Below are 17660 nucleotides of genomic sequence, written 5' to 3'. Positions count from 1 at the left end.
GGCCATAGAGGCGGCGGGCTGCGCTCCCGCATGTCCGAATTCAGTAACCATGGCAGTCCCTCCAATCTGGATGACAGAGGTACCGCCCGCAGGGGCTTGCGCGCAAACCAGTTAATCTCCACCATGGATCAGGAAAACTGACCCATGGTGATCTGATGCGCCTGCCGCCCCTCAATTCCCTGCGCGCCTTTGAGGCCGCCGCACGCCACCAGGGCTATATCGCCGCCGCGGAGGAGCTGTTCGTGACCCGCGGTGCCGTCAGCCGCCAGATCAAGATCCTGGAGGAGCACATCGGCGTGCAGCTGTTCCACCGCCATGCCCGCGGGGTGGAGCTGACGGAGGCCGGGCGGCGGCTTTATCCGGTGCTGACAGAGGCCTTTGCCAAGATGCTGCACGAGGTGGAGCGGATCGCGGCGGATGCCTCTGAGCTGCGGGTGATCTGCCCGCCGACCCTGTCGCTGCGCTGGCTGCTGCCGCAGCTGGAGCAGTTCCGCATTGCGCATCCGGAGATCACCCTGCGGCTGGCCACCGACTTCTATGGCAGCAAGGGGTTTGAACGGTCGGAGTACGATCTTGGCATTTCGCTGGAAAACATCCCGGGACGGCCTGCGGATATCGAGGTCATGCCGCTGTTCGGCATGATCCTCTCGCCTGCTTGCGCTCCGTCTTTGCTGCCGGATCTGGCGGAGGGGCCGGCGGCGCTGGCGGGTCTCAGGCTGCTGCACGAAACCCCGCGCCGCCAGGACTGGCACACCTGGCTGCAGCATTTCGGGGTGGAGGGGGTGGACCCGGCCGGCGGCGAGGTGTTTCCCAATCTCGATATGGCCACCCGCGCGGCGGTGATCGGCACCGGCGTGGTGATGGCGGATCTGGTCCTGTGCCGCGATGAACTGGAGCGGGGGGATCTGGTGCTGCCCTTCCCGGAGTTGGCCTGCGCTACCCCGCAAGGATCCTATGCGCTGATTGGCGAGCGGCAGAAGTGGAATGATCCCAAGGTGGCTGCCTTCCGGAGGTGGCTGCTGAACAGCCCGGGCATGGCGGCCCTGCCTGCCTTGCCGGAGTGACATCCCGGCCGGGCGCGGAAGGGCGCGAAAGGGGGCGCTGCCCCCTCGGCGCCGAGGCGCCTCACCCCCGGAGTATTTTGCGAAAAGTGAAATGGGGAGGGCGCCGCGCCGCGCCAGCGGCGCCCGGCCCAACCGCGCAAGGGGATCTGTGATCCCCGCGGCGCGGGCGGGAGCGCCCGGGTCTTCAGCTGCGGGTGACCAGCAGCCGGGTGAGCCCGTGGAAATGGTAGGTGTTTGCGTACTCCGGCTGCGCCGCCAGTTTCAGGCCGGGGCAGCGTTCGAACAGGATCGGCAGGGCGATTTGCAATTCCAGCCGGGCCAGCGGCGCGCCGACGCAGAAATGCATGCCGCCGCCAAAGCTCTTGTTCACCTTGGGCGGGCGGGCCGGGTCGAAACGCTCCGGGCTGTCCAGAACCTTGGGGTCGCGGTTGGCCGCGCCCAGGAGCAGCGCCACCTGATCGCCGCGCTGGAAGGTGTGGCCAAAGACTTCTGCCTCCTCATAGGCGTAGCGGGTGAACAGATGCACCGGCGGGTCGTAGCGCAGGATTTCCTCCACCAGCCTTTCGATGCCTTCGGGCGCCAGCCAGTCCGGGTTCCAGCCCTGCTGCAGCATCGTCTTCACACCGTTGCCCAATGCGTGAACGGTGGCCTCGTGGCCCGCGTTCAGCAGCAGCACGCAGGTGCCGACCAGCTCGTCAGTTGACAGCGTGTCGCCTTCTTCCTCAGCGGCGATCAGACGGGTGATCAGGTCGTCGCGGGGCTGGCTGCGGCGGATTTCAATGTAGCCGCGCAGGAAGTCCGTGAACTCTTGCGCCGCCTGGGCTGCGGTGTGTTCGGTCTTCTCCGTGCGCGCGGCCTGGTACATCGCCACCATCTTGTGCGACCAGTCCACCAGGCGGGGGCCCATCTCCTCCGGCACGCCCAGAAGGCGGCAGATGGTGGTGACCGGCACCTGGGTGCAATAGGCCTCCAGCAGGTCGAAGGGCTGGTCCGGGAAGGCATCGGTCAGCTGGTGGCACAGGCTGCGGATGCCCGGTTCCAGCGCCGCGATCCCGCGCGAGGTGAAGGCGCGCAGCACCAGTTTGCGCAGGCGGGTGTGGCGCGGCGGCTCTGCCTCCAGCATCGAATGCGCCTCTGCCGCCAGAAAGGGGGCCAGGTGGGCGGGGCCCGGTGTGCGCAGTTCCGCGGGCAGCTCGCGGCCGAAACGGCGGTCGCGCAGCAGCATATGCACCGCGGAATGGCCGAAGGCGGCCACCATGCCGATGTCCTGCCAGCGGTGCAGCTGGCCCTGTTCCCGGGCTGCGGCGTAGAAAGCATAGGGGTCCTGCACAAAGGCAGGATCGGTCGGGGACTGGATCAGCGTTTTCATGTACCGGTTGTTGCCGTTGCATCTGGTCAATGCAAGGGGCGCTTTGATAATCTGCCGTAATGAAAACACAGCATTACCTTCGCTGGAGCCTGCCTGCCGGGTTCCTTGCCGCGGTGGCGGCGCTGGCGCTTGCGGTCTGGTCCTATGGCTACCGGCAGGCGCTGAACGGCCTGGCAGAGCGCAGCGCGGCGGATCTGGCGCTGGCCTCGGACCGGGTCAGCACCCAGCTGCAGGTCTATCAGGAACTGGCCGTTCTGACGGCGGAACATCCGGCATTGGCGGATCTTTCGGCGCCCGCAGCGCGGCAGGCGGCGGCGGAGCTGCTGCGCGCGGTTGCCGACAAGACCGCGGCGCTGGATGTGTTCTTTGCCGCTGCGGACGGGCGGGTGCTGGCGGCGGCTGAAGGGGTGACCGGCGCCAGCGTGGCGGCGGAGGGTTATTTTGTCCGGGCCACGCAGGGCGCGCTGGGCACCGGTCACGGGGTGCTGCAGGCAAGCGGCAAGCGGGCTTATTTCTATGCGGCCCCTGCCTTTGCCGCGGATGGCCGGGTGCGGGGCGCGCTGGTGGTGGTCGCGGATGTGGGCGATGTGGAGCAGACCTGGCGCGGCTCGCTGCCTGCGGTGTTCTTTACCGATGAAGGCGGCGAGGTGTTCATCGCCAACCGGTCGGAGCTGTTGTTCTGGCGGCGCGGCGCGGACGGGCAGAGCCCGCGGGTGACAGGCCGGGAGTATTACGCCGGGCATGAGATCTGGTCGCTGAAGGGCGGCCCCTATCTGCCTGCGCAGGCGCTGCATCTGACAGTGGGGCTGCCGGTCATCGGCATGACCGGCGAAATCCTGGTGGATGTGGCGCCGGCCCGGCGGATCGCGCTGTTGCAGGCAGCGGCGCTGGCGGCGGTGTGCCTGGCGTTTGGTGCCATGCTGTTCATCGTGATGGAACGCCGCCGCACCCTGGCGGAGGCCAATGCGGTGCTGGAAAGCCGCGTCGGGCAGCGCACCCGCGACCTGTCGGCGGCCAACGCCCAGCTGCGCCGCGAGGTGCGCGAGCGCGAGGAGGCCGAGGCCGCCTTGAAGCGCGCGCAGCAGGAACTGGTGCAGGCGGGCAAGCTGTCGGCGCTGGGCCAGATGTCGGCAGGCATCAGCCATGAGCTGAACCAGCCGCTGATGGCGATCCAGCAATATGCCGAGAACGGTGCCGCCTTTCTGGAGCGCGGCAAGGCGGAGCGCACGGGGGAAAACCTGGGCCGGATCGCGGACATGGCGGCGCGGATGGCGCGGATCATCAAGAATCTGCGCGCCTTCGTGCGCAATGAGAGCGAGCCGATGGGGCAGGTGGATCTGCTGCAGGTGATCGGTGCGGCGGTGGAGCTGACGGCGCCGCGGCTGAAAACCGACCAGATTGACCTGCGCTGGACCCCGGAAGCCTTTGGCGGACCGGTATTTGCCTGGGGCGGCGAGGTGCGGCTGACGCAGGTTTTTGTGAACCTGATCAACAATGCCGCAGATGCCATGCAGGGGCAGGTGGAGAAGGTGATCTCGATCTCTGTCGAAACTGGCCCGCGGCTGCTGGTGCGGGTGCAGGACAGCGGGCCCGGCATCAAGGAGCCGGAGAAGATGTTCGATCCGTTCTATTCCACCAAGGCGGTGGGCAGTTCCGAGGGCATGGGGCTGGGGCTGTCGATCTCTTACGGGCTGGTGCAGAGCTTTGGCGGCAATATCCGCGGTGCCAACACCGGCGGCGGTGCGGTGTTCACGGTGGAGCTGGAGCCGTGGCGCGAAGGCGAAGAGAAGGGAGACGCCGCATGACCCGCAAGGTGCTGCTGGTAGATGATGACGCGGCGGTGCGCGAGGCGCTGGCACAGACGCTGGAGCTGAACGATCTGGATGTGGTGGCCTGCGGGTCGTTTGTGGCGGCGAAGGATCATATCACGCGCGCGTTTGACGGCATTATCGTGTCGGACATCCGGATGCCGGGGCGGGACGGGTTTCACCTGCTGGACTATGCCCGCGGCGCCGACGAGGAACTGCCGGTGGTGCTGCTGACCGGCGAGGGCGACATTCCGATGGCGGTGAAGGCAATGTCGCAGGGCGCCTTTGATTTCTTGGAGAAGCCCTGTGCGCCCGCCGACTTCCTGCCGGTCTTGGAGCGCGCGCTGAAGACCCGGGCGCTGGTGCTGGAGAACCGGCGGCTGAAGCACCAGCTGGAAACCGGCGACCCGGCGGCGCGGCTGCTGTTCGGGACCTCGCCGCAGGCCAAGGAAATGCGCCAGCGGGTGCGGGCGGTGGCGCCGACGGGCGCGGAGGTGCTGGTCACCGGTGCGCCGGGCAGCGGCATTTCCAAGGTGGCGGAGGTCATCCACCTGATGTCACCCGCCGCGCAGGGGCCCTTTGTGAAGCGCCCCGCCGCCGGGCTGGCGGCGGAAACCGTGGCGGAGCTGTGCCAGGAGGCGGCGGGCGGCTCGCTGTTCCTGGATGAGGTGCAGGCGCTGCCGGAGGCGGCGCAGTATGCGCTGCTGGCGCAGCTGGAGCAGGGCGGCGGGGTGCGGATCATCGCGGGTTCCAGCGCTGATCTGGCAGGCAGGGCAGAGGCGGGCGGGTTCAGCGCCGATCTGTTTTACCGGCTGGATGTGATGCGGGTGCGGATCCCCTCGCTGGCCGAACGGCCCGGCGACATCCCGGTGCTGTTCCGCCATTACGTGGCGCAGGCGGCGGAGCAGGCGGGGATCGAGGCGCCGGAGGTTTCGCAGGACCATCTGGCGGCGCTGATGGCGCAGGACTGGCCGGGCAATGCGCGCTCATTGATGTCGGCGGCGATGCGCTTTGTGCTGGGGATGCCGGAGGAGGCGGCCGCTGTCGCCGGGTTGGGGCTGGCAGAGCAGATGGCGCAGGTGGAGCGCTCGCTGCTGATTGCGGCGCTGGGGCGGGCCAACGGGCGCGCGGCTGCGGCCGCCGAAGCCCTGAAGCTGCCGCGCAAGACGTTTTACGATAAGCTGGCCCGCTATGGCATCCGGCCCGAGGATTACCGCCGCTGAGGGCAGCTGGGCTGGGGGCCTTGCGGTTCGTCCGGTCCGGCGTTTGGGCCGGGGTCGTTAAGGAGGCGGCGCCGCCGGGAAGCCCTGGGGGGGCCATGGGCGGAGGGAGGACGGGGGTCGCAAGCCCCCGTGTCCGCTGAAGCCTTCGATGCGGGACGCCCCTGCACCCAATGAAGAGGTGGTCTCGGGGGCCCTGTGATCTCCTGGTGGTGCGGGGTGTCAGCCCGCACCGGTGTCGCGACGGGATTGAGTATCGCAAGCCCGGGTAAAGGAGGCGCAAGCAGTGCGTACGGTGGGGACGCAACACCCCGGGCCGGGGCGCATTGGGAGAGGAGAGTTGCCTCCGGCGGGGATATTTTCAGCCAGAAGAAGGAAGCGATTCCCGTGACTGGCTGTCCGGCGCTAACATTTGTGCGGTTTTCCGCACAAAGCCCGGAAAGCCCTGTGCGGGATTTCGCACAGCTTGCGGAAAGCGCTGCTGATGCGTCTTGGACGTGCCCCGTAAGCCCATGCAAAGACGTGGAGAATCCCACGCTCTGGTGATTCCCGAATCAACTGTTGAGCGGTTTTCCGCAACTTGGGATGCTTTGCCCAGGCCTCAGCCCTGCGCTGAGCGCACCATCGGATTTACAGACGATTTTTCTGGGAGGAAAAACCATGAAATTCCTGACAACCGCCGCCACAGCATTGGCACTGGCCGTTACCGCAGGCGCCGCAAGCGCGGCCTGTGACGACGGTGAGATCGTGGTGAAATTCAGCCACGTCACCAACACCGACAAGCACCCCAAGGGGATTGCGGCCTCGCTGCTGGAAAAGCGCGTGAACGAAGAAATGGACGGCACCATGTGCATGGAGGTCTATCCGAACTCCACCCTGTACAATGACAACAAGGTGCTGGAGGCAATGCTGCAGGGCGACGTGCAGCTGGCCGCGCCCTCGCTGTCGAAGTTCGAGAAATTCACCAAGCAGTTCCGCCTGTTCGACCTGCCGTTCATGTTCAAGAACATCGAAGCGGTGGATGCGTTCCAGGCGTCTGAGACCGGCCAGGACATGCTGGACTCGATGCAGCGCCGCGGCCTGCAGGGCCTGGGCTACTGGCACAACGGCATGAAGCAGATGTCCGCCAACAAGCCGCTGGTCGAGCCCACGGATGCCAATGGGCTGAAGTTCCGCGTGCAGTCCTCTGACGTGCTGGTGGCGCAGATGGAAGCGATCGGCGGCAGCCCGCAGAAAATGGCGTTCTCCGAAGTGTACGGCGCGCTGCAGCAGGGTGTTGTGGACGGGCAGGAAAACACCTGGTCCAACATCTACGGCAAGAAGTTCTTTGAGGTGCAGGACGGCATCACCGAGACCAACCACGGCGCGCTGGATTACCTGGTGGTGACCTCCGTGGACTGGCTGGACAGCCTGGATCCGGCGGTGCGTGACCAGTTCCTGACCATCCTCAACGAGGTGACCGCGGTGCGCAACGCCGAGTCGACCAAGGTGAACGGTGAAGCGCGCCAGGCGATCATCGACGCCGGCGGCGTGGTGCGCGAACTGACGCCTGAGCAGCGCGCGGCCTGGGTCGAGGCGATGAAGCCGGTGTGGGAGAAATTTGCAGGCGACGTCGGCCAGGAAAAGATCGACGCGGCGCAAGCCATCAACGCAGGCCTGTAAACCAGGCCGCTCCGGGGTGCCCCGCGCGGGCGCCCCGGCTCAGGCAGGCGGCGCGGGGAGCCGCCGCCTGCACCCTTTCCGTAAAACTTGGGAGGCAGCCATGGCGGGGTCCAGAACCGGCCCGAGCGGGCTTATCAATTCACTCGAAGAAACCCTGATCGCGCTTCTGCTGGGGCTGATGACGGCGATTACCTTTGCCAATGTGATCGCGCGGTTTGTGTTCAATTCCAACATTCTATGGGCGCTGGAGCTGACGGTGTTCCTGTTTGCCTGGCTGGTGCTCTTGGGGGCGTCATATGCGGTCAAGACCCACGCGCATCTGGGGGTCGATGCCATCGTCAACATGCTGGCGCCCGGCGCGCGCCGCGCTGTCGGGCTGTTTGCCGCCGGCTGCTGCATCGTGTTCTCGCTGCTGCTGCTGAAGGGCGCCTATGACTATTGGGCGGTGTTTGCCGACCTGCCGCCCACTTCGGGGCGCTGGTTCCCGACCGGGTTCGACATGAAGGCGCGCAGCCAGAGCTTTTATGAGGTGCAGGACGTGCCGATGGTGGCGGCCTTCCGGTTCCTGGAGGACCTGATCAACTACGGCGACGCTTACGAGAAACTGCCGAAGGTGGTGCCTTATGTGGTGCTGCCGGTGTCGATGCTGCTGCTGGTGTTCCGCTTCATCCAGGCGGCATTCCAGATTGCCCGCGGCGAGGCGGACCGGCTGGTCGCCAGCCACGAGGTCGAAGATGAAATTGCAGAAGTGCAGGCGCAGCGCGGGGAGCATGACTGATGGAAGTGGTAATCCTCTTTGCGATGGTGATCGGCCTGCTGCTGATCGGGGTGCCGATTGCGGTGTCTTTGGGTCTCAGCTCCACCATCTTTCTGCTGATCTACTCCGACAGTTCGCTCGCATCGGTCGCAGGCACGCTGTTTGAAGCCTTTGAAGGGCATTTCACGCTGCTGGCGATCCCGTTCTTCATCCTGGCCTCCAGCTTCATGACCACGGGCGGCGTGGCGCGGCGGATTATCCGGTTCTCCATTGCCTGCGTTGGCCATCTGCCGGGCGGGCTGGCGATTGCGGGCGTGTTTGCCTGTATGCTGTTTGCCGCGCTGTCCGGGTCGTCGCCCGCGACCGTGGTTGCCATTGGCTCTATCGTGATCGCGGGCATGCGGCAGGTCGGGTATTCCAAGGAATTCGCGGCCGGTGTGATCTGTAACGCTGGCACCCTGGGCATTCTGATCCCGCCGTCGATTGTGATGGTGGTCTATGCGGCGGCGGTTGAGGTCTCCGTGGGGCGGATGTTCCTGGCAGGGGTCATTCCGGGCCTGATGGCGGGTTTGTTCCTGATGGTCACAATTTATGTGATGGCCAAGGTCAAGAACCTGCCCAAGGGCGAGTGGAAGGGCTGGGGCGAGATCATTACCTCAGGCCGTGAAGCGGGCTGGGGCCTGTTCCTGATCGTGATCATCCTGGGCGGCATCTATGGCGGCATCTTTACCCCGACTGAAGCGGCGGCTGTGGCGGCGGTCTATGCTTTCCTGATCGCCTCCTTTGTCTACAAGGACATGGGGCCGCTGTCGAATGGCGAGGGGGAGGCCAAGACGCCGCTGCTGAAGAAACCTTATGCGCTGGTGACGGCTTTCTTCCACAGCGATACCAAGCATACGCTGTTTGAAGCGGGCAAGCTGACCGTGACGCTGCTGTTTGTGATCGCTAATGCGCTGATCCTGAAGCATGTGCTGACGGACGAACAAGTGCCGCAGCATATCGCCAATGCGATGCTGTCCGCCGGTTTCGGGCCGGTGATGTTCCTGATCGTCGTCAACGTGATCCTGCTGATCGGCGGCCAGTTCATGGAGCCCTCGGGCCTCTTGGTGATCGTGGCGCCGCTGGTGTTCCCGATTGCCATCGAGCTGGGCATCGACCCGATCCACCTGGGCATCATCATGGTGGTCAACATGGAAATCGGCATGATCACCCCGCCGGTTGGCCTCAACCTGTTCGTGACCTCGGGTGTGGCGGGGATGCCGATGATGGGGGTGGTGCGCGCGGCGCTGCCGTTCCTGGCGGTATTGTTCGTGTTCCTGATCCTGATCACCTATGTGCCGTGGCTGTCGACCGTGCTGCCAAATGCGGTGATGGGGCCGGAGATCATAACGAACTAGGTAAGTGCCAAAAAGAAACGCCCCGGGAGACCGGGGCGTTTTTCGTTTCAGGGGAGGGGCGCTGCCCCTCTTGGCCTTTGGCCAATTCACCCCGGAGTATTTGCGGAAAGATGAAAAAAGCCAGGGCTTCATCTTTCCTGAAAATACTCAAGTCCGAGGGCCGCGCCGCAGAGCGCCGGTTAGCTGGCCTCAAGTGCCGCGATGATGGGGGAGAAATCGGCCGCCTTCAGGCTGGCGCCGCCCACAAGCGCGCCGTCGACGTCTGCGACGGCAAAGATTTCCGCGGCGTTGGACGGCTTGACCGAGCCGCCGTAGAGCAGGCGGATGCTGTCTGCGGTCTCCGCGCCGAAGCGGGCGGTGAGTTCAGCGCGCAGGAAGTTGTGGACCTCGGCGATCTGCTCCAGGGTCGGGACCTTGCCGGTGCCGATGGCCCAGACCGGTTCATAGGCGACCACGGTATTGGCGCCGGTCGCCGAAGCGGGGACGGAGCCTGCGAGCTGGGTGCCAGCCACATTGAGCGTGTCGCCGGCCTCGCGTTCGGCCAGGGTTTCGCCGATGCAGATGACGGCGGTGAGGCCCTCGCCGATGGCGGCCTCAGCCTTGGCGCAGACCTGGGCGTCCGTTTCACCATGGTCGGCGCGGCGTTCGGAGTGGCCGAGGATCACGGCTGCGGCGCCGGCGTCCTTGAGCATGGCCGCCGACAGATCCCCGGTGTGGGCGCCCGAAGCCTTGGGGTGGCTGTCCTGGCCGCCGATGGCGACTGCGCTGCCCCGGGCGGTGTCCGCGGCGCGCGACAGAAGCGTGGCGGGCGGGCAGATCAGGATGTCAGCGGCGGGGGAGGGATGGCTTTCCGCAAGTGCCGCCAGTTCCGCGAGGCTTGCGCCGGTGCCGTTCATCTTCCAATTGCCTGCTGCCAGTTTCCGCCGCATGGGGTGCCTCCGAAATGTGCTGTTTGGGCGTGACTGGTAGCACCGGCGGCGGGGCGGTGCAATTCGCTTGAAGGCCTGCCGGCAAAGCAAAAGGGCGGGGAAAGCCCCGCCCGGTATCTGTGCTGCTGCGGCGCCGGGTCAGGCGCCTGGCACCTCCTTGAAGGAGATCGAACTCGCCGCAGCCGCAGGCCTCTGCGACATTGGGGTTGTTGAACTTGAAACCGCTTTCCAGGAGCGTCACCTCATAGTCGATCTCGGTGCCGAACAGGAACATCTGGGCCATCGGGGCGATCAGGATGCGGGCGCCGTCCTGTTCCACAACCTCGTCATTCGGCGACGGCTCATCGACATATTCCATGGTGTATTCCATGCCCGCGCAGCCGCCCTTCTTGACACCGATGCGCAGGCCGGCATGGCCGTCCTTAGCCATCAGCCTGGCGATCTGCGCCGCCGCCTTGGGGGTCATGGTCACGGCCTGTTTGCCGGGAATGCCGAACATGGGTTTCTCCTTGGACTTACCATCTATCTAGGACGGCGCTTGGCGCGGCTCAACCCCGCAATGCTGCGGAATCGGGGCCGGAGGGAAGAATAACATAAATCTCTGATGCGGAAATTAAAGAGGCGGCCGCCCGGGCCGGGAAGGGCCGGTGATGCAGCGCTCCGTCAGGGGAAAGCGGTCAGAGCCCCATGCAGTTTGCGTAATAGGTGACTGTGGCGGGCCAGTCGGAGAAAACGCCCGCAACCCCCGCGTCCTGGGCCAGCAAGTCCAGGAGCTGGTAATACATGCTGTCGCCGGCGGTGAGGTCCGAGACCGATTGAAAGTACCAGCCGCCGCCCGCGGCCAGCGGGCCGGAGCGTTCCAGCGTCCAGGTGATCAGCTTGAGGCCTGCGGATTTGGCCGCCTTGGCATAGGCGGAGGGGACGATCTTGCCGTCCTTGGAAGTGACCAGCATCCACATCGGCGGCGCGATGTAGTTGACGCCCTGGGCGTGCAGCTGTGCAAAGTCATACGGGAAGGTGGCCGGGTCGTTTGCGTCAAACCCGTCCTGGCGGTAGCTGCTGTCCAGCAGCACCGCTTGTCTGCCGAAGGCGGGTTCGTGCTCGATCCAGTAGAGCACATCGGCGAGGCTGAAGCTTTGCACCCAGACATCCGCGGGCGGGATGCCGGCGGCCTTGTAGCTGTCGATCAGTTTCTGGGCGTAGTCTTCCTGGGTGAAACCGTTGAAGGGCATGGCCACGGCAGGCGGTTTCAGTTCCGGCATGAATTTGACGCCCAGGGATTGGAACAGCGCAATCGAATCCGCGTGGGTCATGCTGGCGGCCTCGCCGGCATAGAGCGTGGTGCGCCAGTCCGCGGTGCCGCCCTGATAGGCCTCTGCCGTGGCCGCGGTCCGGTCGGCGCTGTCCATCTTGGGCCGCAGGCTGCGGAATTCGGCCAGGGTGATCTCGGAGGTGCGGCACTCGGCACTGGCCGGGGTATCGCCGTTTGCCGGGGTGAAGGGCTGGATGCAGGTGGCGGCCAGGTCCGTGGTCAGGATATCCGTGGTGCGGTGCAGATCGTTCTGGGCGTGGCGGCAGACCAGTGCCAGATCCTTGGTGAAGGTGACGTCGCATTCCAGGATGCCTGCGCCCATGGCCGCGGCGGCGCGGTAGCCTTGGGCGGTGTGTTCCGGGAACATCAGCGGTGCGCCGCGGTGGCCGATGGAGAAATCCGTGCGCTGCGGCAGCTGGCCCGCGCAGGCGCGGAGCCGTTCCTTGAGCGCGCCATCCGGCAGCTGGCTGATCAGGTAATCCGGGCGCGGGCCATAGCTGAGCGCCGGCGGCTCGCCCAGGCTGGGGGCAGGGATCAGCAGCAGGGCTGCAGCGGGCAGCAGGGCAAGGCGCATGGGGCGGCTCCGGTATTGGGCCGGCGCAGTCTACGTCCGGTTGCCGGAAAATGAAAAGGCCCCCGCAAAATGCAGGGGCCGAATTCAGGCAGTGCCAAGGGGGCTTACATGAAGCCCAGTTCGAGGCGGGCCTCGTCGGACATCATCTCCATGCCCCAGGGCGGTTCCCAGGTGAGTTCGACATCGACGCTTTTGACACCGGGCACCGGGGAGACGGCATCAATGAGCCAGCCGGGCATCTCGCCGGCCACCGGGCAGCCCGGGGCGGTCAGGGTCATGATGATCCTGACGTCGTTCTCATCATTGATGTCGATTGTGTAGATCAGCCCCAGCTCGTAGATATTCACCGGGATTTCCGGGTCATAGACGGTGCGGCAGGCATCAGTCACGGCGTCGTACAGCGGGTGGCTGACGGAGGAGGGCGCGATCAGCGGTGCGCCTTCGAGCGGTTCGGAGGGGTTGGTCATGAGGATCCCGGTCTGATTTTCCGACGGTTTATATAGGAAATGTGCGCAGCGGCGTCCAGAGGGGGCGGGGCCTGCGCTGTCAATGTTCTGTTCGCCAGTGGTGCAAGGAAAGTTTGATTTGGCAGTGCCGGCGCGCTAAATTGTGGATCCCCCACGATGAATTCGTGAATGCTGCCCGAGGGTTGCAGGCCGTGTGCCGCTGTCCGGCCACGGGGTTGCTGCTTGCGGGCCGAGGCGGAGAAAAGCCATGCCTGGAAAGACTGCAAATTGCCAGAGGGCCGCTGCGGCGGCGATGGCTGCAGCGGCTGCAGGGGCAGCGGCCCTGGCCGGGATGGCCGGGGGGGCCGCCGCCCAGGGGGCCTGGCGCTGGCAGCTGACACCTTTTGCCCTGGCGCCTTCGGTGGAGGGCACAACAGAGCTGGGGCAGGCCGGGGGCGGGGTGTCCTTTGATGCGGGCGATGTTCTTGATCAGCTGCAGCTGGGCGGAATGCTGGCGTTTGAGGGGCGCCACAGCGGCGGTTTCGGGTTCCGGCTGCGCTATGCGGTGCTGGATGCCGAGGCGGTGGCAGGCAGCGGGCTGGGGCCGGTGGCCGCGGCCTATGACCAGAATGTGGGCGAGGCTGCGGTGACCTATGCCTTCGGGCGCGGCCGCGACCGGTTCACGCTTTATGGCGGGCTGCGCCATTGGGATGTGGATGTGACGGCTGCGCTGCCGGGCGGCGGGCTGGCGCGGCGCGGCGGCAGCTGGAGCGACCCGGTTGCCGGGCTGCGCTGGGAACGGCGGCTGTCGGACCGTTTCAGCGTCTCGCTGGAGGGGGATATCGGCGGCTTTGGCGCCGGATCCGAGCAAAGCTGGTCGGTGATGGGCGGGCTGATCTATGACCGCTGGAAGAACGCCTCGGTCTATGTGATGTACCGCGGACTTGGGGTGGAGTATGAGGAGGGCGTGCGCGGCACCGCCAGCTTCTTCCGCCATGATGCGGTGACCCACGGGCTGCTGGCCGGGGTTGGATTCCGGTTCTGAAGCGGGAAAACCGGCTTAGAGCTGCGCGTGCGGGGATTGGCCTGCAGGCGGGCCGGCTGGCATGTTGGGAGTTACCGTTATTTCGAGGCAGGACTAACGGGTTCTGAGCCTGGCGGCCAAAATCCGCGTGCAGTACTGGTGCGCCCTGTACTCTTTCCTGGACGAAGGCGCGGAGCTGGCCAAGCCGCGCAGACTCAGCCTTACCTATCGTCAGCTGATCAAGCAGGCCCGCCCCGGCCGACACCCATCAGGCCATCATAACAAGAGGTCTTGGGCTCCCAAAATGCTCAACCCATTGAGGCTGATTGCCATTTCGGCATCCACGTCGCTGTCCAGGTTTACTTCCAGACGCGAACGGGCGGTGTCGTATCTGACTTCAGCAGCCCCAGTGAAAGCCTGGTCCCGGCCTATCCATTCAAGGCTCTGGAACCCTGCCGTGCCCTGATCGCCGTCTATTTCGCTGAGGTTGATCTTGTCTCCCTGTTTCCTGCTGAAATCAGTGATGGTGTCCCGCCGCCGGGCACCCGGGCCGGAATCCCCGGCATTAAAGACAAACTCATCGGCGCCGCCGCCGCCCGTCAGGATATCCGCGGCGGAACCGCCAATCAGGCTGTCTCCTCCCTTGCCGCCAAGCAGAACGTCTTTTCCTGCGCGTCCCAGCAAAACATCGCCGCCCTTGTTGCCGTTCAAACGGTCATTGCCATTACCGCCATCCAGCCGGTCAGCCCCGCCAAAGCCGCTAAGCGTGTCAGCGCCCCCCAGGCCAAAGATGCCTTCCGGCCCGCCAGTGCCCTTTAGAACATCGTTCTGCCCGGTGCCCCTGATGTCATCGTCGAGGATCTGTGCCTTGGCTCTGACGACGCTGCTGGCTGCATTCAGCGCCGCAGGGAAACTGCCTGTTCTCAGAAGCAGGGAAAACGCTTCCGTCCCTTCGGCCCGGTAGTCAGGCAGCAGTTCCACATTGACCGCCGCTTTGGTCTGGCCGGGGGCAAAGGTGAGAACCCCCTTCGTTTCCACGTAATCCTGACCGGCAACAGCGGAATTGTCCTTGGTGGTGTAGCGGATTTTCTGGGTTTCGCTGAACGGATCGGACAGGGCAATTTCGAACACCGCAAACCGCCCGCCACCCGGGGGCTCTTCGACCTGGGCCGCAGTTACTTGAATGGTGCGGTCCAAATTGACCCCGTCGTCATCCAGAATAAAGGCCGAACTGTGCAGCACCTTGCTGCCGCCGGCAAATTCCGCTCCTGAGATGCCCGACAATTTGATGCCAAAGCTTTCATCGCTTTCGATGTCATTGTCGTGCCGTACCCGCACCTCGACTGTTTTTGAGGTCTCGCCCGGGGCAAAGACCAGAGTATCGGCGAAGGCAGGGTAGTCGACGCCTTCGGCGGCCGATCCTGCAACGGAGCTGTAGTCCACTTCGACTGTGTTGGCGGAGGGTTTTGAAAGGGTCAGGGTGAAAACCACCGTTCCGCCGAAACCCGATCCGATGCTTTCAACGGCATCCGCCGAGGAGACCGACAGCACCGGCCGCTTGCCCGCCCCGTCATCGTCCAGGATGGCAGCGGTGCCCACCAGCCCCTTGGCGGTGCTGCCAAGATCGCTGGTTGGGGTCACCGCCAAATGAAAGAACTCAGACGGCTCGACCGTCCTGTCACCGGTCAGTTCCACCTCGACCATCGCTTTGGTCTGGCCCGGGGCAAAGCGCAGCTTGCCGCTTGCTGCCAGATAATCGTCACCGGCCACGGCGCTGCCGTCGCGCGTCGTGTAGTCGAACACCAGCATGCTGGCAGCCGGATCAGACAGCTGCACTTCGAACAGCGCGCTGCGGGCACCGCCGTTGCCTTCCACAATCACAGGCGAAGAGACCATAAGGGCCCGGTCCAGATTGGCGCCGTCATCATCCAGGATGAAGGCATCCGCGCGCAGGACCTTTGACTTGCCTGCGAAAATACCGCCTGCCGGATCAAACAGCTCAATGCCAAAGCTTTCGTCGGTTTCGCTGACATTGTCATGCCTGACCCGCACGTCGACAGTTTTCGAAGTTTCGCCGGGCGCAAAGACCACCGTGCCGTCAAATCCGGGATAGTCGATATCTTCATCCGCGGACCCGGCCCGCGATCGGTAATTCACTTCAACAGTGTCCGCCGAAGGTTTTGACAAGGTGATCGTGAACACCACGGTGCCGCCGAAGCCCGAACCGATGCTTTCCACTGCATTTGCAGCGGCCAGCGAGATCACCGGCTTGGTGCTGCCGTCGTCATCCAGGATCGTTGCGGTTCCAGTCAGCCCCTTGGCCGAAGCGCCAAGCCCGTTGCCCGGAGTGACCGAGAGATGGAAAAATTCGCTCAGTTCCACCGCCTTGTCGCCGGTCAGTTCGACCTCGACAACCGCTTTGGTCTGGCCGGGGGCAAACCGCAGGGTGCCGCTTTGCGCAACATAGTCTTCACCCGCCCTGGCACTGCCATTCCGCGTCGCATAGTCGAATTCAAGCTGCACCGGAGAGGCTTCGGAAATCTGCACTTCGAACAGCGCGCTGCGGGCACCGCCGTTGCCCTCGGCAATGACGGGGGATGAGACTGTCAGCGCCCGGTCAACCCCGGCACCGTCGTCGTCGAGAATGAACGCGGAGGCCCGCAGCACCTTGGCGTTGCCGGCAAAGGCCGCGCCGCTGGGGTCGAACAGCTCAATGCCGAAATCCTCATCTGTCTCGTCCACGTTGTCGTGCCGGACCCGCACTTCGACTTTCTGTACGGTTTCGCCAGGTGCAAAAGTTACAGTGCCGTCAAAGCCTGGATAGTCGATGTCCTCATCCGCGGCACCTGCCAGGGAGCGGTAATGCACCGTGACCGCATCTGCTGCGGGGCGTGACAGCATCAGCGTGAAGACGGCAATGCCGCCAAAGCCTGAGCCGATGCTCTCAACCGCATTGGCCGAAACCAGCGACAGAAGCGGCTGGCCGCCGCCGCCATCATTGTCCAGGATGGTGGCGGTCCCTGCCAGCCCTTCAGCGGTTCCGCCGAGGCTGGCGTCAGGGCTGACGATCAGGTGGAAGTACTCCGAAGGCTCGGCAACCCTATCGCCTTTCAGATCAACCTTGACTGTTTTCTCGGTCTGGCCTGGCTGGAAGGTCACGCTGCCCGACTTTGCCACGTAATCCTGGCCTGCGGCGGCGCTGCCGTCCCCGGTCCGGTAATCAAGCGTAAGGCTTGAGGCCGGGGCCTCGGACAGACGGATGGTGAATTCCGCCTGCTGGGTGCCGCCGTTGGCTTCCACGATCACAGGAGAGGAAACAAAGACCGCACGGTCCTGCCCAGTGCCATCGTCATCCAGCACAAAGGCGCTTTGCCGCAGCACTGCGGCCCGCCCCGGGAAGGTCGCGCCGCTGGGGTTGAACAGCTCCAGGACGAACCCCTCGTCCGTTTCGCTGATCGAGTCATGCCGGACGCGGAAGTCAACCGTTTGGGTATCCTCGCCCGGCGCGAAAGTGATGGTTCCGGACGTGGCCGGGTAATCTATATCTTCGTCCGCACTGCCGCCGATGGTGCGGTATTGAACCGTCACGGCGTCCGCGGGCGCCTCGGACAAGGTTACCGTGAATGTCACGAACCCGCCAAAGCCGGATCCCACGCTTTCGATTGCGTCCGCGGAAGTGATGCTGATTGTCGCCATAGTGCCCCCCTGTCAAACTGCACGGCCTGGATGGCGTGCAAATGGGACTGCCTCAGGCGCGCGGCGGCGGCACAAAGGCCGCCCTGCAGCAGGCATGGGCAGTCGCACTCCCCCTTCACTGGGATGCGGAATTGCGGGAAGAATTGGCATATTGCCTGGCGGGCCTACACGCCCGAACCAATTGCTAGAGCTGCGCGGAAACGGCGCTTCTCTGCGTTTTCAAGTTTCAAAAACAGCCTGCGCTGCGCAGTGCCTGCCAGTGACCGGAACCTTTACCATCCCCAAACACCCCACAAAGCATCAACATCAAAAAAGGGAGATAGTCCGGGAACGATAAGGCCCTGCGGTTGATCGTGTCAACAATTGCAGGCGGTCAGAAGGGGGCTTCCTTGCATATAGCTG

At 64.8% G+C, this 17660-nt stretch carries 12 protein-coding genes and 1 pseudogene; 7 read left to right on the top strand and 6 right to left on the bottom strand.

Going from position 1 to position 17660, the window contains the following annotated elements; all coding sequences use genetic code 11:
• The first annotated feature begins 155 nt into the window (after positions 1-155).
• Entirely contained in the window at positions 156-1064 is a 909-nt protein-coding gene (locus ACXAEK_RS17930) for a LysR substrate-binding domain-containing protein (RefSeq protein WP_475043941.1), read from the top strand.
• Between the two features lie 184 nt (positions 1065-1248).
• Here the strand turns inward: ACXAEK_RS17930 and ACXAEK_RS17925 are convergent, their stop codons facing one another.
• Positions 1249-2433, bottom strand: a complete 1185-nt coding sequence (locus tag ACXAEK_RS17925) for a cytochrome P450 (RefSeq protein ID WP_475043939.1) — start codon at positions 2431-2433, stop codon at positions 1249-1251.
• 59 nt (positions 2434-2492) lie between these two features.
• Here ACXAEK_RS17925 and ACXAEK_RS17920 point away from each other — a divergent pair, with 59 nt between their 5' ends.
• From ACXAEK_RS17920 to ACXAEK_RS17900, 5 genes are all read left to right on the top strand, one after another.
• Entirely contained in the window at positions 2493-4238 is a 1746-nt protein-coding gene (locus tag ACXAEK_RS17920; protein WP_475043937.1) for a sensor histidine kinase, read from the top strand.
• Entirely contained in the window at positions 4235-5464 is a 1230-nt protein-coding gene (locus tag ACXAEK_RS17915) for a sigma-54-dependent transcriptional regulator (RefSeq protein WP_475043936.1), read from the top strand. Before ACXAEK_RS17920 ends, ACXAEK_RS17915 begins: the two co-directional genes overlap by 4 nt.
• A 657-nt stretch (positions 5465-6121) precedes the next feature.
• On the top strand, positions 6122-7123 hold the full coding sequence (locus tag ACXAEK_RS17910) for a DctP family TRAP transporter solute-binding subunit (protein WP_475043935.1): 1002 nt from the start codon (positions 6122-6124) through the stop codon (positions 7121-7123).
• Between the two features lie 100 nt (positions 7124-7223).
• Positions 7224-7901 (top strand): TRAP transporter small permease, encoded by a 678-nt coding sequence (locus tag ACXAEK_RS17905; RefSeq protein ID WP_475043933.1) that lies wholly within the window; start codon positions 7224-7226, stop codon positions 7899-7901.
• A complete protein-coding gene (locus ACXAEK_RS17900; protein WP_475043931.1) occupies positions 7901-9277 on the top strand; it encodes a TRAP transporter large permease in 1377 nt (458 codons plus the stop codon). The genes ACXAEK_RS17905 and ACXAEK_RS17900 overlap by 1 nt, the downstream gene beginning before the upstream one ends.
• A 179-nt stretch (positions 9278-9456) precedes the next feature.
• On the opposite strand, the gene tpiA is transcribed toward ACXAEK_RS17900, so the two are convergent.
• The 4 genes and pseudogenes from tpiA to ACXAEK_RS17880 all read right to left on the bottom strand — a co-directional run bounded on the left by tpiA (position 9457) and on the right by ACXAEK_RS17880 (position 12559).
• Positions 9457-10206, bottom strand: coding sequence for a triose-phosphate isomerase (gene tpiA, locus ACXAEK_RS17895; RefSeq protein WP_475043930.1), 750 nt, complete (start codon positions 10204-10206; stop codon positions 9457-9459).
• A gap of 138 nt (positions 10207-10344) precedes the next feature.
• Positions 10345-10705: pseudogene (locus tag ACXAEK_RS17890) on the bottom strand (HesB/IscA family protein).
• 178 nt (positions 10706-10883) lie between these two features.
• Entirely contained in the window at positions 10884-12092 is a 1209-nt protein-coding gene (locus tag ACXAEK_RS17885; protein WP_475043928.1) for a glycerophosphodiester phosphodiesterase family protein, read from the bottom strand.
• A 104-nt stretch (positions 12093-12196) separates the two neighbouring features.
• Positions 12197-12559 carry an SUF system Fe-S cluster assembly protein gene (locus ACXAEK_RS17880; RefSeq protein WP_475043927.1) on the bottom strand — a complete coding sequence of 121 codons (363 nt, stop codon included), beginning with the start codon at positions 12557-12559 and terminating at the stop codon, positions 12197-12199.
• 247 nt (positions 12560-12806) lie between these two features.
• On the opposite strand from ACXAEK_RS17880, the gene ACXAEK_RS17875 reads away from it, so the two are divergent.
• Positions 12807-13583 (top strand): hypothetical protein, encoded by a 777-nt coding sequence (locus ACXAEK_RS17875; RefSeq protein ID WP_475043925.1) that lies wholly within the window; start codon positions 12807-12809, stop codon positions 13581-13583.
• 255 nt (positions 13584-13838) lie between these two features.
• Here the strand turns inward: ACXAEK_RS17875 and ACXAEK_RS17870 are convergent, their stop codons facing one another.
• Entirely contained in the window at positions 13839-17258 is a 3420-nt protein-coding gene (locus ACXAEK_RS17870) for a Calx-beta domain-containing protein (protein ID WP_475043923.1), read from the bottom strand.
• Positions 17259-17660: the final 402 nt, after the last annotated feature.

The sequence above is a fragment of the Leisingera sp. ABM4_101 genome, from assembly GCF_056158725.1.
Note: the sequence above shows the minus strand (reverse complement) of the source record. Positions and strands in the feature narration are given on the sequence as shown.

Excerpts from the sequence above, each read along its gene's own strand:
- ACXAEK_RS17930 (WP_475043941.1), top strand. The coding sequence starts at position 156 with ATGCGCCTGCCGCCCCTCAATTCCCTGCGCGCCTTTGAGGCCGCCGCA.
- ACXAEK_RS17925 (WP_475043939.1), bottom strand. The coding sequence starts at position 2,433 with ATGAAAACGCTGATCCAGTCCCCGACCGATCCTGCCTTTGTGCAGGAC.
- ACXAEK_RS17920 (WP_475043937.1), top strand. The coding sequence starts at position 2,493 with ATGAAAACACAGCATTACCTTCGCTGGAGCCTGCCTGCCGGGTTCCTT.
- ACXAEK_RS17915 (WP_475043936.1), top strand. The coding sequence starts at position 4,235 with ATGACCCGCAAGGTGCTGCTGGTAGATGATGACGCGGCGGTGCGCGAG.
- ACXAEK_RS17910 (WP_475043935.1), top strand. The coding sequence starts at position 6,122 with ATGAAATTCCTGACAACCGCCGCCACAGCATTGGCACTGGCCGTTACC.
- ACXAEK_RS17905 (WP_475043933.1), top strand. The coding sequence starts at position 7,224 with ATGGCGGGGTCCAGAACCGGCCCGAGCGGGCTTATCAATTCACTCGAA.
- ACXAEK_RS17900 (WP_475043931.1), top strand. The coding sequence starts at position 7,901 with ATGGAAGTGGTAATCCTCTTTGCGATGGTGATCGGCCTGCTGCTGATC.
- tpiA (WP_475043930.1), bottom strand. The coding sequence starts at position 10,206 with ATGCGGCGGAAACTGGCAGCAGGCAATTGGAAGATGAACGGCACCGGC.
- ACXAEK_RS17885 (WP_475043928.1), bottom strand. The coding sequence starts at position 12,092 with ATGCGCCTTGCCCTGCTGCCCGCTGCAGCCCTGCTGCTGATCCCTGCC.
- ACXAEK_RS17880 (WP_475043927.1), bottom strand. The coding sequence starts at position 12,559 with ATGACCAACCCCTCCGAACCGCTCGAAGGCGCACCGCTGATCGCGCCC.
- ACXAEK_RS17875 (WP_475043925.1), top strand. The coding sequence starts at position 12,807 with ATGCCTGGAAAGACTGCAAATTGCCAGAGGGCCGCTGCGGCGGCGATG.
- ACXAEK_RS17870 (WP_475043923.1), bottom strand. The coding sequence starts at position 17,258 with ATGGCGACAATCAGCATCACTTCCGCGGACGCAATCGAAAGCGTGGGA.